At 70.3% G+C, this 12785-nt stretch carries 17 protein-coding genes; 6 read left to right on the plus strand and 11 right to left on the minus strand.

Translation table 11 applies throughout. From position 1 onward, the window contains the following. Position 1: 1 nt before the first annotated feature. Positions 2-604 (minus strand): class E sortase, encoded by a 603-nt coding sequence (locus ABZS69_RS34990; RefSeq protein WP_355379666.1) that lies wholly within the window; start codon positions 602-604, stop codon positions 2-4. 143 nt (positions 605-747) lie between these two features. Between ABZS69_RS34990 and ABZS69_RS34995 the strand changes: the two genes are divergently transcribed. Then, positions 748-993, plus strand: coding sequence for a cell division protein CrgA (locus ABZS69_RS34995; RefSeq protein WP_355379667.1), 246 nt, complete (start codon positions 748-750; stop codon positions 991-993). Positions 994-1027: 34 nt separating this feature from the next. Here ABZS69_RS34995 and ABZS69_RS35000 read toward each other — a convergent pair whose 3' ends face one another. Then, complete coding sequence (locus ABZS69_RS35000) at positions 1028-1894, minus strand: rhomboid family intramembrane serine protease (protein ID WP_355379668.1); 867 nt, start codon at positions 1892-1894, stop codon at positions 1028-1030. Positions 1895-2329: 435 nt separating this feature from the next. Next, positions 2330-2866 carry a peptidylprolyl isomerase gene (locus ABZS69_RS35005; protein WP_355379669.1) on the minus strand — a complete coding sequence of 179 codons (537 nt, stop codon included), beginning with the start codon at positions 2864-2866 and terminating at the stop codon, positions 2330-2332. 185 nt (positions 2867-3051) lie between these two features. Between ABZS69_RS35005 and ABZS69_RS35010 the strand changes: the two genes are divergently transcribed. Both ABZS69_RS35010 and ABZS69_RS35015 read left to right on the plus strand, forming a co-directional pair. Further along, positions 3052-3525 (plus strand): YtxH domain-containing protein, encoded by a 474-nt coding sequence (locus tag ABZS69_RS35010; protein ID WP_355379670.1) that lies wholly within the window; start codon positions 3052-3054, stop codon positions 3523-3525. A gap of 116 nt (positions 3526-3641) precedes the next feature. Further along, positions 3642-4718, plus strand: coding sequence for a hypothetical protein (locus ABZS69_RS35015; RefSeq protein ID WP_355379671.1), 1077 nt, complete (start codon positions 3642-3644; stop codon positions 4716-4718). Positions 4719-4760: 42 nt separating this feature from the next. On the opposite strand, the gene ABZS69_RS35020 is transcribed toward ABZS69_RS35015, so the two are convergent. After that, on the minus strand, positions 4761-5261 hold the full coding sequence (locus tag ABZS69_RS35020) for a hypothetical protein (protein WP_355379672.1): 501 nt from the start codon (positions 5259-5261) through the stop codon (positions 4761-4763). 124 nt (positions 5262-5385) lie between these two features. On the opposite strand from ABZS69_RS35020, the gene ABZS69_RS35025 reads away from it, so the two are divergent. The 3 genes from ABZS69_RS35025 to ABZS69_RS35035 are packed head-to-tail and all read left to right on the plus strand — an operon-like array spanning position 5386 to position 7941. Continuing rightward, positions 5386-6057, plus strand: coding sequence for a response regulator transcription factor (locus ABZS69_RS35025; RefSeq protein ID WP_355379673.1), 672 nt, complete (start codon positions 5386-5388; stop codon positions 6055-6057). Further along, positions 6054-7520: an ATP-binding protein gene (locus tag ABZS69_RS35030; protein ID WP_355379674.1), complete on the plus strand. Its 1467-nt coding sequence runs from the start codon at positions 6054-6056 to the stop codon at positions 7518-7520. Before ABZS69_RS35025 ends, ABZS69_RS35030 begins: the two co-directional genes overlap by 4 nt. A gap of 37 nt (positions 7521-7557) precedes the next feature. Continuing rightward, a complete protein-coding gene (locus ABZS69_RS35035; protein WP_355379675.1) occupies positions 7558-7941 on the plus strand; it encodes a Rieske (2Fe-2S) protein in 384 nt (127 codons plus the stop codon). Here the strand turns inward: ABZS69_RS35035 and ABZS69_RS35040 are convergent. From ABZS69_RS35040 to ABZS69_RS35070, 7 genes are all read right to left on the minus strand, one after another. Continuing rightward, complete coding sequence (locus ABZS69_RS35040; RefSeq protein ID WP_355379676.1) at positions 7928-8887, minus strand: GNAT family N-acetyltransferase; 960 nt, start codon at positions 8885-8887, stop codon at positions 7928-7930. The genes ABZS69_RS35035 and ABZS69_RS35040 overlap by 14 nt on opposite strands. Positions 8888-8897: 10 nt before the next feature. Further along, positions 8898-9233, minus strand: a complete 336-nt coding sequence (locus ABZS69_RS35045; RefSeq protein WP_355379677.1) for a hypothetical protein — start codon at positions 9231-9233, stop codon at positions 8898-8900. Continuing rightward, on the minus strand, positions 9230-9469 hold the full coding sequence (locus ABZS69_RS35050; RefSeq protein WP_355379678.1) for a hypothetical protein: 240 nt from the start codon (positions 9467-9469) through the stop codon (positions 9230-9232). Before ABZS69_RS35050 ends, ABZS69_RS35045 begins: the two co-directional genes overlap by 4 nt. A gap of 111 nt (positions 9470-9580) precedes the next feature. After that, positions 9581-10153: a PadR family transcriptional regulator gene (locus tag ABZS69_RS35055; protein ID WP_355379679.1), complete on the minus strand. Its 573-nt coding sequence runs from the start codon at positions 10151-10153 to the stop codon at positions 9581-9583. A gap of 35 nt (positions 10154-10188) precedes the next feature. Then, positions 10189-10983 (minus strand): MBL fold metallo-hydrolase, encoded by a 795-nt coding sequence (locus ABZS69_RS35060; RefSeq protein WP_355379680.1) that lies wholly within the window; start codon positions 10981-10983, stop codon positions 10189-10191. 27 nt (positions 10984-11010) lie between these two features. Next, entirely contained in the window at positions 11011-11649 is a 639-nt protein-coding gene (locus ABZS69_RS35065) for a response regulator transcription factor (protein WP_355379681.1), read from the minus strand. Next, on the minus strand, positions 11640-12785 hold the full coding sequence (locus ABZS69_RS35070) for a histidine kinase (RefSeq protein ID WP_355379682.1): 1146 nt from the start codon (positions 12783-12785) through the stop codon (positions 11640-11642). The genes ABZS69_RS35065 and ABZS69_RS35070 overlap by 10 nt, the downstream gene beginning before the upstream one ends.

A 12785-nucleotide genomic window follows, 5' to 3' on the forward strand; every position in this document is an offset into this window, starting at 1 on the left:
GTCACTCCCCGTCCTTGAACACGTCCTTGAGCACGCCGTAGACGATCAGGCGCTCGGCGGCCGAGTATTCGGGGTGACAGGTGGACAAGGTGATGAAAGCCCGGAGGGGCCGGATGTCGGGCTTGCCGGGCACAGGGGCGAACACGTCCACCTCGTCGGGCTTCACGACGTCCTGGGAGGTCACCCGGTAGGTGTACCGGGTGCCGCCGGCCTCCACGACGATCTCGTCGTCGCGTTCGAGCTCGTCGATCCGGTTGAACGGGGCCGCGTACGTGGTGCGGTGCCCCGACACCACGAAGTTGCCGACCTGGCCCGGCATGGCGCTGTCCGGGTAGTGCCCCGGGCCCTTCTTCAGGTGCTCGGCGTCCACACCCTCGACCACGGCGTACTCGTAGTCGGGGCCCAGCTTGGGGATCCGCAGCAGCGCCATGGGCTTGCCCGGCTCGGGTTTGGCCGTCCTGCGCACCGCCAGCTCGCGCTGGAGCAGGCGCTGCTGGCTCTGGGTGTACGCACCGGTGCCCCAGAGCAGGTACGCGCAGAAAAGCATCATGATCAGGCCCGCGGTGATGCTCGTCTCCCCCACGGCCCGCAGCGTGGCCCGCATGCGATCAGCGTATTCGGGTCAGATGCGACAACCAGGGATCGCCATGTCCCGCGCGTGGCGGCTATCCTTGACCACACTTCAACTAGGCTTAACGAAGAGCCTGTGGACGATCCGGATGCCCAGGCCCTCAGCAGGAGTTACCAGTGCCCAAGTCCAATGCTCGCAAGAAGGCGGTCTACACTCCGCCGCAGAGATCGCAGCAGGTCAAGGTCAGCCCGCGCTGGTTGGCGCCCACGATGGTCGCGGCGTGGATCATCGGCATCCTGTGGATCGCGATCTACTACGTCGCACCACGGGCGCCCTTCTTCAGCGACCTCCAGAACTGGAACCTGCTGATCGGGTTTGTTTTCATCATCTTCGGGGTGGTTCTTTCCACCCGCTGGCGTTAGTTTTTTCCACAGTCTTTTCCACAGCCTGGGGAAGTCAGCCCGTGCTCATGATGGCCGACACCTTGACCATCACGAGCACGGCGAGCACAGCCAACGCTCCCACGATCGCCAGCACCTGCCACAGGGTCCTGTTGTTCTTGGGGGCGTAGGCCAGCGCTCCCGCCAGCACCGACCCCGTGATCAGGCCGCCGATGTGACCCGTCCAGCTGATGCCGGGCACGATGAAGGTGATCGCGAGGTTGATCGCGATGAGCGCGGCGATGCCGCGTACGTCCAGGTTGAGCTTGCGCCCGACCACGAACACGGCGCCGAACAGGCCGAAGATGGCCCCTGACGCGCCGACCGTGGTCTGGTTGAGCGAGTCGACCCACATGCTCAGCGCCGAGCCGCCGAGCGCGCTGACGAGGTAGATCGCGATAAAGCGGACGTGGCCGAAGGCGCGCTCGAGGTAGGGGCCGACGACGTAGAGCGCCCAGCAGTTGAACAGGATGTGGAAAAGTCCGCCGTGGACGAACGCCGCGCTGATCAGCCGGTAGTACTCGTCGAACACGGCCACCCGCCCCGGCCACATCGCCAGCTCGGCGGTGACGCGTTCGCCGGTGAGGTATTGGGCGCCGAAGACCAGGACGTTGATGACCAGGATGGTGTAGGTCACGATCGGCGTGCGTACGACGCTTCCGCCGAACGTGGACCTGGCCTGGCGCAGGCCCTTGTTGCCGTCGGCCACGCACTCGGGGCACTGGAAGCCCACGGCGGCGTCGCGCATGCAGTCAGGGCAGATGGGGCGCTCGCACCGCTGGCAGCGGACCCAGGTCTCCTTGTCGGGGTGCCGGTAGCACGTGGGCACCGCCTCAGCAGGCTGCTCGGGGTGCGGGGGCGGGCTGGGCGGCTGGCTGGTCATGACCGAAGCCTATGGCTTACGCGCCGTACCCGCGTGTCCCCACCCATCGCCCCCAGCCCGCCGTGGACGTGATGCGCCCTGGGGTGGCGTCATCCGGCGGTGGACGGCTCACAGGCGCGTTCAGGGCGCTGTGGCGGCGGTGTGGGTGCCTGGCGCTCGCGCTCGGTCCACAGAGCGGCCGGCGTGGGCGCCCGTGACGCACCGCACCGGCGCGGGCAAGGCGCGAGGCCCGTACCGCGCTGGTGAAGGCAAAGGCGCGAGGCCCGTGCCCCGCTGGTGAAGGCAAAGGCCTGAGGCCCGTACCGCGCTGGTGAAGGCAAAGGCATGAGGCCCGTGCCCGCTAGTAGAAGCAAGGCGCGGGGCCCGTGCCGCGCCCGGTGAGGGCGCGGGAGTGAGGGCCGCCCCAGGGCCCGGGGTGGGATGGGGCGGGGGTGGTCAGGCGGGGACGCGGTCGATGGTGACCGACTCCAGGACGACGTCCTCCGCCGGGCGGTCCCGGCGGTCAGTCTGGGTCTTGGCGATGGCGTCCACGACGTCCTGGCCCTCGACCACCTCACCGAAGATCGTGTGCCGGCCGTTCAGGTGCGGCGTCGGCACGACCGTGATGAAGAACTGCGACCCGTTGGTCCCCTTGCCGAACTGGATGCCCGCGTTGGCCATGGCCAGCAGGTACGGGCGGTTGAAGTACAGCTCCGGATGGATCTCGTCGTCGAACTCGTAGCCCGGGCCGCCGATGCCCTGGCCGAGCGGGTCACCGCCCTGGATCATGAATCCGGAGATCACCCGGTGGAAGATCGTCCCGTCGTAGTAGCGTTCGGTGCTCTTCTCACCCGTGCCCGGGTGCGTCCACTCGCGCGAGCCCTCTGCGAGCTCGACGAAGTTACGCACCGTTTTCGGGGCTCTGTTGGGGAAGAGCTCCACCTTGATATTTCCACGGTTGGTCTGCAGGTTTGCGATCAGCTTCTCAGCCACGAGACAGCCGCCCCCTCTATGCGCAGGGTTGGTTCTGTGATGTTTTGAGGATTATGGCCGGTAGGCCTCCACAGGCCATCCTCCCACGACCCGCCATGATTGAGCCGCCTTGTCCAGGGAAGGTCAGGCTCGGGGCCCCAAGGACAGGGGAGGTTGTCGTGTCCCTGACAATGAGAAGACGCCGCGTGGTCATAGAGGTACCCACCACGTGGACGGGCCGAATGAAGGCCCAGGCCGCGCGAACCGGCCACCGGATGGCGCCCATGGCGGACCAGGCCAAGATGGTCGCCGCCCAGCGCTTCGAGGACGCCCGCTACTGGGCGGCGCCACGGCTGCATTCAGCGGCGCACGGGTTCGAGGATCAGGTCGCTCCCAGGGTCAGCTCGATGCTGACCTCGGCGGCCAGGAGGATCGACCCCACGCCCACGCGGTCTCGGCGATGGCCGACGCTCGTTCTGCTGACCGGCCTCGCGGTGGGGGCGATCGGCTACATGTTCTACCGCCGCAACGCGCAGCAGTGGACCGAGCACATGAAGGACTCCGCCTCAGATGCGTCACGCTGGGTCAGCGAGAAAGCCGACAGGACCGCCGAATCGGCGGACCGGATGGCGGGACGGATGTCCGACAAGGCAGATGAGGCATCTCGCAAGATGTCCTGATCCGGCACTGCCGGAAGGGAAGCGCGTCCTCGGGTGAGCCCGAGGGCGCGCTTCTCGTTTACGAGGTTCGCGGCAACCCGTTGACGGGATACCAAGCGCTTGCTACAAAGCCGGACATGGCGCTGTCTCCCTTAGACGACTACCCCGTCCACCAGGCCGCGCAGGTCATGCGGCACGTCGCCACCTCCGACCGCAACTTCTACGACCGCTACTACTTCAACTGCCACCCCGGCACCGACGAGCTCATGCTGATCGTCGGCCTCGGCCAGTACCCCAACCTGGGGGTGACCGACGCCTTCGCCTGCGTACGCCACGCGGACCTGCACCGCGTCGTACGGGCCTCCCGCGAGCTGGGCCCCGACCGGATGAACACCGAGATCGGCCCGTTCCGCGTCGAGGTGCTCGAAGGGCTCAAACGCCTCCGGGTGGTCCTGGAGCCGAACGAGCATGGCCTGTCCTTCGACCTCCTCTGGGAGGGCACGATCCCGGCGACACTGGAGCCGCGGCACTTCCTGCGATGGCAGGAGCGGGTCATGTTCGACTCGGTACGCCTGGCGCAGACAGGGCGCTGGTCCGGAAATATCAGGATCGGCGAGGAGGACATACCAGTCACACCCGACCGCTGGCAGGGCACCAGAGACCGATCCTGGGGCATCAGGCCGGTCGGCGAGCCCGAGCCGCCCGGCATCCAGACCAAGAACCCGGGCACGTTCTACTGGCTCTACACGCCCATGCAGTTCGACGACCACGCCATCCTCTGCATCGTCCAAGAGGACGAGCGCGGCCGCCGGATGCTGGAGGAGGCCGTACGCGTCTGGTCCGACGGCCGCGAGGAGGAATACCTCGGCAGACCGGAGTACCGCCCGGTCTACGCCCCCGGCACCCGCGACGTCGTCGAGGCCACGATCACCTTCTCGCCTCCCGGCGGCAAGCCGTTCGACGTGCGCTGCACCCCGATCCTGCCGGTTCACCTCATGGTCGGCACCGGGTACGGCCTGGAGCCGGACTGGAAGCACGGGATGTACCAGGGCGAGGGGCCGGTCGTGCAGGGCGTGACGTACCGGCTGCCCGACGACGCCGCCAGGATGTGGGGCATGGTGGACGCCGTCGGGCGCTTCGAGTACGACGGGCTCGTCGGCCACGGCCTGTACGAGTACTGGGCGCTCGGACCGCACCCGTCCTTCCCGGAGTGACCGAAGTGACCGGAGATGATCCGGGGTGACGGTGGAGAGGTTCTAGTCGGCCTTCTCGCAGACGATCTTCACCGTCTTGGTGAAGGCGGGCGGCTCACCCGTCGGCGCGTCCCCGGGCTTCGCCGGCTGGGCGGGGACGGCCTGCACGCCCTCAGGAAGCTCCCCGTCCGGAATGGGCGCGGTCGTCAGCACCGGGGCCTCGCCGTTCTCCGGGACGCGCATGGTCGCCACCGGGGCCTCGCCGTCCTGCGGGACGGGCACCGCCTTCGCCAGGCCCAGCGCCGGGACCTCCCCGTCGGGAAGGACGTCGACCTTCAGCTTGCCGTCGGGCTTGGTCACCCGCACCTTGCCGTCACCCGTGGCGATCTTGCCGGGAACCCCCGGCACGGCCTCGGCGATCTGGACGGTCGCGCCGTCGGCCGTCTTGCAGGTCACCTTCGCGCCGGCGGTGCCCGGGGCCTCGTCGGCCAGGGCGGAGCCGGTCAGGCCGGTGACGGCGATTACGGCGACCGCACCGAGCAGCGCGAGACGTCGCTTGAACATGGGTTCTCCTCACTGGGATCGGTCGAACGCCTCCGAGACTGGACCGGCGCACCTGAAGTGATCCTGAAGAGGCCCTAAATGATCTTCAGGTTGGCTTTAGGTGACCTGAGGCACTCTGGTCGGTGTGCGAGTGCTACTGGTGGAGGACGAGGAGCGGCTGGCCGACCTGGTGAAGGGCGGGCTGGCGGGCGAGGGCTTCGCCGTGGACGTGGCCCATGACGGGCGTGACGGCCTGTGGATGGCCACCGAGAACACGTACGACGTGATCGTCCTGGATGTGATGCTGCCCAGGATGAACGGCTACGCGGTCTGCGCCAAGCTGCGCGAGGCGGGCGACTGGACGCCGATCATGATGCTGACAGCCAAGGACGGCATCTACGACGAGGCCGAGGCGCTCGACAACGGGGCCGACGACTACCTGGCCAAGCCGTTCTCGTACGTGGTGCTGCTGGCCAGGTTACGGGCGCTGGTGCGGCGGGGCGGGCGGGAGCGGCCCGTGTCGATCACCGTGGGCGACCTGGTGGTCGACCCGGCGGCCCTGAAGTGCCGCAGGGGCGAGGTGGAGATCGGGTTGACGCCCAAGGAGTTCGCGGTGCTGCACGCGCTGGCGCGCCGGGCCGGCGAAGTGGTCTCCAAGAGCGAGCTGCTGGCCCAGGCCTGGGACTTCTCCTACGACGGCGACCCGAACATCGTCGAGGTCTACATCAGCGCCCTGCGCCGCAAGATCGACGTGCCCTTCGGGAAAACGACGCTCATGACGGTCCGCGGCGCCGGCTACCGGTTGGAGGCGACATGAGCCCACTGCGGATCCCCCACGGCCTGCGGCCCGCTCTCGTGCAGCTGTCGTCCGTGCGGCTGCGGGCGACCGCCGCCGCGACCCTGGTGGTGGCGCTCGCCCTGGGCCTGGCGGCGCTGGCGCTGGTGGCGGTGCTGCGCGGCACGCTGCAGAGCAACGTGGACGCCGAGGCCACCAGGAAGGCCGTGGCCGCGGCACCGTACGCGGAGACGCTGGACCTCGTACGCGCCACCCCACTCTCGCCCGAGCTGAGGGCGACCACGGAGGTGCCCGCCGAGACCTCGGACACCGCGAAAAGCACCACGAAAGACACTGCTAAAGACACTGCGATAGGCACCGCGAAGCAGGGCCAGGAGCTCGCCGAGCCCTCTGGCACCGCGGGGCCGATCGCGATCGTCGGCAGGAGCGGCACGGTCCACCTGCGCGACGGCACGACGGCCACCGTCGCCGACCCCGACGTCCTGCTGACCGACGACAAGAGCGCCTCGGCCACCGAGTGGGCGGCGCCGCAGAAGTACGCCATCGCCGGCGTCAAGGTGGCCACCGTGGGCGGCCCCGCCATGGTCTGGTCGCGGGTCCCCCTGGAGGGCACCGAGAAGGCGCTGCAGACGCTCTACGGCGCGCTGCTGCCCGGCGTGCCCGCCGTGCTGCTCGTGGTGGCCGGGATGACGTGGATCTCGGTGGGCCGCGCGCTGGCCCCCGTGGCCGCCATCCGGGCCAAGGTCGCCGACATCACGGCCCGCGACCTGCACCAGCGCGTGCCCGTACCCGGCTCGAAGGACGAGATCGCCGCGCTGGCCTCCACCGTGAACGGCACCCTCGACCGCCTGGAGACGGCCGTGGGCACGCACAAGCGGTTCGTCGCGGACGCGGCGCACGAGCTGCGCAGCCCGATCGCCACCCTGCGCGCCCGCCTGGAGCTGGCCGAGCCCAGCGAGCTGACCAGGGAGGCCCTGGCCGACGTCGAACGCCTGCAGTCCCTGGCCGCCGACCTGCTCATCCTGGCCAAGCTGGACGCGGGCGAGCCGCTGCGCGCGGCCGAGCTGGACCTGGGCCAGGTGGCCGCCGAGGAGTCGGTACGCGCCAGGCGGCGGCCCGAGGTGCGGCTGGAGCTGGACATCGAGCCGGACGTGGTGATGAAGGGCTCCCGCGCCCACCTCGACCGCCTGGTGACGAACCTCGCCGACAACGCCGTACGGCACGCCGCCTCGACCGTGCGGGTGCTCGTACGCGCCGAAAAGGACCAGGCCGTGCTGGAGGTGCGGGACGACGGGCCCGGGATCCCGCCGGAGCAGCGGGAGGCGGTGTTCGCCCGGTTCACCAGGCTGGACGAGGCGCGCGCCAGGGACGCGGGCGGCGCCGGGCTGGGGCTGCCGATCGCGCGGGACATCGCGCTCCGGCACGGCGGCACCCTCGTGTACGCAGATTCCGGATTTATCGCCAAATTTCCTCTGAACCGCTGATGATCTGCAAACGTGTGAGTGGTTGAAGGAGGCAACAATGCTCACACGCCGCGCATTGATCACCAGAAGCAGCGCCGTGGGCGCAGGAGTCGTGTTCCTGTGGCCGCGCCCGGCAGAGGCGGAGGCGGAGGCGGCCAAGCCCGTCCTCGCCACGACCAAGAGCATCCCGGTGGGGGGCGGGAAGATCGTCCAGAACAAGTACGTGATCACCCAGCCGAGGAAGGGCGTCTACAAGTGCTTCACCGCCAAGTGCACCCACCAGGGCTGCACGGTGGCGAGCGTCAGCCGTGGCACGATCAACTGCCCGTGCCACGGGAGCAGGTTCAGCGCCTCGACGGGCAAGGTGGTGAACGGCCCCGCCAAGAAGCCGCTCGCCAGCAAGAAGATCAAGGTCTCGAAGGGGAAGATCAGGCTGGCTTGATCGGCAAGGCGTAGGTGGTGGTGCGCCTGGTGATCTCGAACCCGGCGCGGCTGTAAACGCTCACGGCCCCCGTGGGGTTGTGGGCGTCCACCCCGAGCCCGGCACTGTCGTATCCCTGGTCTCCGAACGCGGCAAGGGCGTGTCCGATCAGCGTGCTCGCCACGCCCTTGCCGCGCCACTCGCGCAGCGTGCCGATGATCTGGATCCACGCCTGACGCTCGTCGCGCCGGGCGGAGGCGGCCTCGAAGAAGTGCGTGATCAGCACGCCGACCGGGCGGCCGCCGGCCAGGGCCACGAACGACGACTCGGGGCGGAAGTTCCTGCAGCCGCTGATGATGGCGCGCCAGCTCTCGGTCGTGTGCCGCACGCTGCCCCAATGGTCGCGGAACGACTCGTTGCGCACCTGGCGGGCGCCTTCGTCCAGCTCGGGCAGCCAGGCGACGATGGAGACGCCGTCCGGCGGCCGGACTGCGGGCAGGCCGCCCGACAGCCTCCGCTCCATGCGGGCGAACGAGCGTACGGCAGCGAACCCGGCCCCCTCCACCAGCGCGGCGACGTCGGGCCTGCCGTCGTGGACGTCGAAGTGGACCTCCAGAGGGACGCCGGGGAAAGCCCGCTCGCTCAGCCCCGGCGCCGTCCGGACGCTCCAGTCGATGACGCGCCGGCCGAGCCCCTGCCCGCGGTAGGCGGGGTGCACGCCGCCCGACAGGCGCATCATGTGCACGTCGTCGGCCGTCTGCCGGGCGGGGAGGTAGCCGAAGGCCACGATCCGGTCGCCGTCCCTGGCCGCGAGCGTGCCCTTTTCCAGGTCGACGAGGTGGCTGGAGAGATCCTCCGCCACCTCGTCGACCCCGTAGACCTTGCCCGTCCGGTCCTCGGCCTCGATGGCGGCCCAGAGCTCGGCCAGAGCCTCGGCGTCCTTGCCTGTCAGCGGTCCCCACTCCATGCCCGGCAGCCTAGGCGAGCCTGGTGGCGCACCCCAACCGGTTTCCCAGCTGCGCCAGGCCCTCGGCGAACGACTCGCGCGTGCGCCTGCGGAACCCGATGAACAGCCGGTTGGCCAGGGCGACGACCCAGTAGTTGCCGCCCACGTTGTAGACGCGGTGGACCAGGCGCGTTCCCTCGGGGACGGGGGTGACCGACCACTCGCCGCGGTACCACCACCCGCCCTGGTAGGCGAGGACGTGCTCGCCCAGCTCCGTCCGCGGAACGGCCCGCACGACCTCCGGCCACACCCGCTCGACCGGGGCGTCGATCACGCCGGCGACCTCGGTGAGCAGCTGCCGGCTCACGGCGCGCTCACCCGCGTGTTCTGGAAGGAGGCGAAGCGCCAGCCCTCGGGGGTGCGCAGCGCGGTCAGCGTGATGACGGACCGGCGGCTCGGGTCGGCCGCGCCGTTCACGGACGAGCCGCCGCCCACGATCGCCAGCGCGACGTCGTCGGTGAAGAGCCCGGCGTAACCCTCGGCGTCCCCGGCGTTCCAGGTCTCCGCGGTTCGCACGAGCAGCCGAATGATCTCTGCGGACATGGCACTGCTCCCTGTGTCGCGGCGCCTATCCTGTGAATGCGAGTTCGGGCAGGGCAGGCGCCTTGTTCGGATTTCCGGCCGCCGGGGTGTTGGCGCACCTCGGCGGCCTTCTCACATCTCGACCTTGGTCTCCCAGTCGAGCTCTCCCCTGTCGAGGCGGTCGAGCAGCCCCGTGATCCAGCCGAGCTCGGCGGTGTAGAGCGCCTGCTCGCACTCCACCTCCAGCATGAGGATCGCGGGCAGGCCGCTATCGGCCATGGCTCGCAGGTGGGCCTCCATGCCGGCGAGGACGCCCTGGATCGTGGCCGCGCGCCCGCGCAGCGCCCGCTGGGCCTCGGCCGGCGGCAGGCAGCCGATGAGCGAGATGGCCGCGACGAAGGCGCGGCGGTCGGGGTCGGGCTTCTCCAGGAGCTGCCGCAGCCGGGTGACCAGCTCCTTGCGGCCCTCGTCGGTGATCTCGTAGACCGTGCGCTCCGGCCTGCGGCCCTCGCGGTCGGTCTTCGCCGGGACGATCAGCTCGTCCTTGGCCAGCCGCTCCACCGCGTGGTAGAGGCTGCGCGGCAGGCCGGTGATGTAGTCCTTGTGCGTGTCGATGATGAACCGGTGCAGCTCGTACGGGTGGCTCGGGCGCACCGTGAGCAGGGCCAGCACGGTCAGGCCGACCAAGCTGTGGCGTTGCGCCATGATGCCTCCCTCAATATTGCACTTTGCAATATAGCTCAGACGTCCAGCTGCAGGAAGGCCCTCTCGATCGCCTGCCTGGCCACTTCCTCCGGATAGGGGAAGTGCTTGATCAGGTCACGCAGGCCCTCCACGTGGGCCCGCCTGGCCAGCTCGGCCACGAGGGTCAGCTCGGCCTGCTGCGCCTGCGCGAACGCCCGGTCCACGACCGCGCCGTGCCCCGGCACGACCACCTGCTCGGGCAGCTCGTCCAGAATCGCCGCCATGGTGACCGGCCAGTCGAGCGGGTACGAGTCACTGAACGCCGGAGGTGCCCCCTCCTCCACCAGGTCACCCGCGAACACGACGCCCGCGTCCGGCACGTGCACCACCACGTCGTTGCTGCTGTGCCCGAGCCCGAAATGCCGCAGGTGCACGATGCGTCCGCCGATGTCGAGGCTGGCCTCGACCGTGAACGTGTGGTCCGGCGGCACGATGGCGACCTCCTCGTACTCCGCACGCCGCTCGGGCTGGCTCTTGATCATTCCGGCGCGGGCCCGCTCGCCGTACTGCTCGATCTCCTCGGCGCACCTGACGTGGCCCCAGATCTCGGCGGGGCCGAAGATCGCGTTGCCGAAGTAGTGGTCGAAGTGGGAGTGGCTGTTGACGACCGTCCACGGGCTGCCGGTGATGCTCCTGACCGCCTCGACCAGCTCACCGGCCTCCCTGTGCGAACTGCGCGTGTCGAGGATCAGGCAGTGCCCGTCGCCCACGACCAGACCCACGTTCATGTCGAACGACTTGTGACGCCGGACATAGACCCGGTCGCCGACCTCCTGCCAGTGCTCGCTCATGTCAACGAACCCTACTTTCAGGTTGCGTCATTTGAGGTATTCGAGCACCGCCAGCACTCTCCGGTGCCCGTCCGCCGCGGGCGGCAGGTCGAGCTTGGCGAAGATGTTCGCGATGTGCTTGGCCACGGCCGCCTCGGTGACGAACAGCTCCTTGGCGATCGACGCGTTCGTCCGTCCCTCGGCGATCAGGCCGAGCACCTCCTGCTCGCGCGGGGTGAGGCGGGCCAGCGGGTCACGCCGCCGCCTCAGGAGCTGGCGGACCACCTCCGGGTCCACGACCGTGCCCCCTGCGGCCACCCGGTCGAGCGCGTCGACGAACTCGCGTACGTCGCCGATGCGGTCCTTCAGCAGGTAGCCGATCCCGGCGCCGGCGCCCGACTCCAGCAGCTCGGCGGCGTAGGTCTGCTCGACGTACTGGCTGAGCACCAGGACGGCCAGGTCCGGACGCCGTTCGCGCAGCTCCAGGGCCGCCCGCAGCCCCTCGTCGGCGAAGCCCGGCGGCATCCGCACGTCGGTCACCACGGCGTCGGGGCGGTGCTCGGCGACGGCGGCGAGCAGGGCGGGCGCGTCGCCGACCGCGGCGGCCACGGTGTGGCCGAAGCGTTCGAGCAGCCCGACCAGGCCCTCCCGCAGCAGGACGGCGTCCTCCGCGATCACTACGCGCACGGTATCTCCACTCTGATCAGGGTCGGGCCGCCGATCGGGCTGGACAGGGACAGTCTCCCGTCCACCACGGCCAGCCGGTCGGCCAGCCCGGTCAGCCCCGTGCCCCTGGCGGGGTCGGCCCCGCCCACGCCGTCGTCGCGCACCTCCACGACCAGCGTGCCGCCCTCGACCCGCCCGGTGACGGCGCCACGGGTGGCCCGGCTGTGCTTGGCCAGGTTCGCGAGGGCCTCGCTGACCACGTAGTAGGCGGTCACCTCCACGGGCGCGGGCAACCGGCCGGGCAGCTCCACGTCAACGTCCACAGGCACAGGAGAGCGTCCGGCCACGTCGCGTGCCGCCGCGCCCAGCCCGCGGTCGGTGAGCACCTGCGAGTGCACTCCCCTGATCAGCTCGCGCAGCTCGGCGAGCGCCCGCCTGGCCTCCTCGTGGGCCTGCCCGACCATCCGGCCGGCCGGCGAGTCGTCCGGCAGGTCGAGCCTGGCCAGGCCGAGCGCCATCGACAGGGAGACCAGCCGCTGCTGCGCGCCGTCGTGCAGGTCGCGCTCGATCCTGCGGCGCTCCATCTCGAACGCGTCCACCAATCGCGCCCGTGACCGCAGCACCTCGTTCAGCTCGGAGCCCTGCGGGGCGAGCATCGCGCGTACCATCGCGCCCCGGGCCCCGCCCCAGGCGGTGATCGTGTACGCGGCGACGGGCAGCAGCAGCACGCCCGCCACCGAGCCCACGGCGGCGACCCCGGGCTCCGCCTCGGGCTGGACGACCGGCGAGAGCATCAGGACCACCGGCCCGCCCACCGTGAACCCCAGCATGATCAGGTCGATCCACCACAGCCCGAGCACCGTGATGACGGCCAGCCCGGCCTCCCGCCTGCGCCGGTCCGGCGCCTCGGGCAGCGGCACGCCGTCCACCAGCCGCAGCCTGCGCCGCTCGAACCAGGCGACGAGCGGCAGGCACAGCGCCAGCACGACCGGGGCCGCGACCACTCCGAGCGGGACCGTGGCGAACACCGCGGCCCCGACGGCCGCGCCGGGGACGGCGCTGGCCAGCAGGTACGCCGCGCACCGCCAGGGCCAGGCGGAGCCCAGGAACGGCAGCGGCCGCCGAGTGAGCGCCTCCAGCGCGGTCCGGTCGAGCAC

The organism is Nonomuraea sp. NPDC005650 (genome assembly GCF_040605375.1).
Classification (GTDB): domain Bacteria; phylum Actinomycetota; class Actinomycetes; order Streptosporangiales; family Streptosporangiaceae; genus Nonomuraea.